This is a genomic window from Chitinophaga sp., from assembly GCF_036569125.1.
Taxonomy (GTDB): Bacteria; Bacteroidota; Bacteroidia; order Chitinophagales; family Chitinophagaceae; genus Chitinophaga.
This window is the reverse complement of record NZ_DATCRF010000584.1, coordinates 1-2357: the sequence shown is the minus strand read 5'-3', so window position 1 is coordinate 2357 and position 2357 is coordinate 1. Positions and strand designations below refer to the sequence as shown.

Sequence of the window (2357 nt, the reverse complement as noted above, 5' to 3'; positions counted from 1 at the left end):
CGAGGGCTATAAGATTATAAAAAATGCACGGCGTTAAAAGGCCATTATATAAATAGCGTAGTATCATGAGGCAATGGTCAGTTGATCATTTACTTCCGTTACACCCGGGGTGGCCCATACCGCACGTTCCACTTCCTTCCGCTGTCCCCATGAACGTACCTTGCCTGTAAGCAATATCTTACCGCCGCTCAGCTGAATGTCAATAGAGTTTGCATCAATATCAGCGCTTCTTTCCAGGGCTTTTTTAATAACATCTTTTACCAGGATGGCGTTGAGCGAGGGCTTTACCTTTATAAAATTAGTTACGCCTCTTACGCCTACCAGGTGCTCAACCGCGCTGGTAACGGATTCCTTCTGAAACTGCCATTCCACTTCCCCGGTAACGGTGATCCAGGCGTCTTTTACTTTCAGCTTAACACGGTCCTCCGGCACAAAGCTGCTCCATTTAAGCGCGTTTAAAGCGGCTCCCGCGATCTCCTCATCCGATCTTTTGGATTCATTGGTGATCCTGATGCTAAGGTCCATTACTACACTTTTAACCTCTTTTACACGTTTAGCTGCTTTTTCAGCCGCTACTTTTTCAGCATAGTTCTTCACCGCTCCTATCAGTGTTACTACACCCTGTTTAACAATTACCCCGATTTCAGCAGCATGCAGGATGGGATCCCATAATATTTCATCCATCACGTCGCGTTGCAGTTCAATATCTGATTTCATAAAGCAGAATTTTATGTTTGAAATAGTTATTAATAATTAACCAAAGTAACCTGTTATCAGCCTATGCTTCAATGACCTTTGTTAGGAGGGTGGCTGATCTGCATCACTGTTGTTGCTTTGATAGAGGTCATAACGGTAGCTGATGCCCGTCATTGGGTGCGCCCTGGTAAAAGAATAGTTTTAAGAAAAATCAGGTTATGAAAAATGCACTGTTCTTTGCTGCTATGTTAGTGCTGCCGCATCTCCCAGGCTTGCGGGCTAATGCACAGGAAAAAGAGGTCCGCTTCCGGGCCGGCATTACTTCCTTTAAGTCCCTGGAGCAAAAACAACAGGAATCACAGCAGCCTGAAAAAAACTTTGCCAATGCCAGTGTGCCGCCGCCTGCGGTTAGCTTCCGGTATGCCGCTGCAAAAGCATCCCCTGCGGTTGTGCATATCATAGCTACCTACAAAACCGGGTATCAACGTCCGGATATCAATCCATTCTCAAAATTTTATAATGATGAGCTATGGCCCAATACGAACAGGCAAGACTATACCGGCAGCGCATCCGGTGTAATTCTAAGCAGCGACGGTTACATCGTAACCAATTATCATGTTGCGGCAAACACCTTGTCGGTTGAAGTGCAGCTGCCCGATAAACGCAGCTACGATGCGCGGTTGATTGGCGCCGATTCACTCACTGACCTGGCTTTATTAAAGATACAGGCCAGGGGATTGCCATTTGTTGCATTCGGCAGCACAGACTCTGTAGCCGTTGGGGATTGGGTGCTGGCTATCGGCAACCCACTGAACCTGGAATGTACTGCAACGGCAGGTATTATCAGCGCAAGATCCCGAAGCATTAATACCCTCGAGGAGAAAGGCGGCATCACCTCCTTTATACAAACAGATGCGGTGATGAATGAAGGGAGCAGCGGCGGGGCGCTGGTAGATATTAACGGCAGGCTGATAGGGGTTAACACCGGCATCATTACCCCCACCGGCAATTACACCGGTTACTCCTTTTCCATCCCGGTAGAAGTGGTAAGGAAGGTGTGCAACGATCTGTTGCATTATGGAATGGCTTCCAGGGCCTATATGGGCGTTTTTTTGAAAGATATGCCTTATGCTCCCGGCTTATATATAGACAGCTTATTGCAGCAGGGCGCCGGTATGAGCGCCGGGTTGCGCAAAGGTGATCTGATCCTGCGCCTGGATGGCCGTGAAATAAAGAACGTGGCCCGGTTTAATGAAATGATGCTGCTGCATCATCCCGGAGATAAGGTGATGGTTTCCGGTATGCGCAACGGAAGATCACTGAACGTTGCGGTGTGGCTTAACAGCCAGCAGGAAATAACAACGCAAACAAACGCTGAATACACGCCGTTGCTGAACAGGATGGGGATTGAGATCGCTGACCTTTCCGCAACAGAAAAACAGCAGCTGGATATTGAAGGCGGGGTAAGGCTTATTAAAGTGAGGCGTGGAACCGTGTTTGAATCCAATTGTATTGAACCGGGGTTCATTATACTTAAGCTTAACAACCAGCCCGTACATTCCAGGGACAACCTGCTGCACATGTTAATGAACAGCAAAGGGAAAGTATTGCTAACGGGTATTTATGACGATTTTCCCGATGCACCCTATATGGTGGAGCTC

General features: G+C 47.6%; 2 protein-coding genes. One reads left to right on the top strand and one right to left on the bottom strand.

Annotated features, from left to right (window positions below):
- Nucleotides 1-63 precede the first annotated feature (63 nt).
- A complete protein-coding gene (locus VIM87_RS21890; protein WP_331999070.1) occupies nt 64-717 on the bottom strand; it encodes a BON domain-containing protein in 654 nt (217 codons plus the stop codon).
- Nucleotides 718-914: 197 nt separating this feature from the next.
- On the opposite strand from VIM87_RS21890, the gene VIM87_RS21885 reads away from it, so the two are divergent.
- On the top strand, nt 915-2357 hold a 1443-nt coding region (locus tag VIM87_RS21885; protein WP_331999069.1), incomplete at its 3' end, for a trypsin-like peptidase domain-containing protein.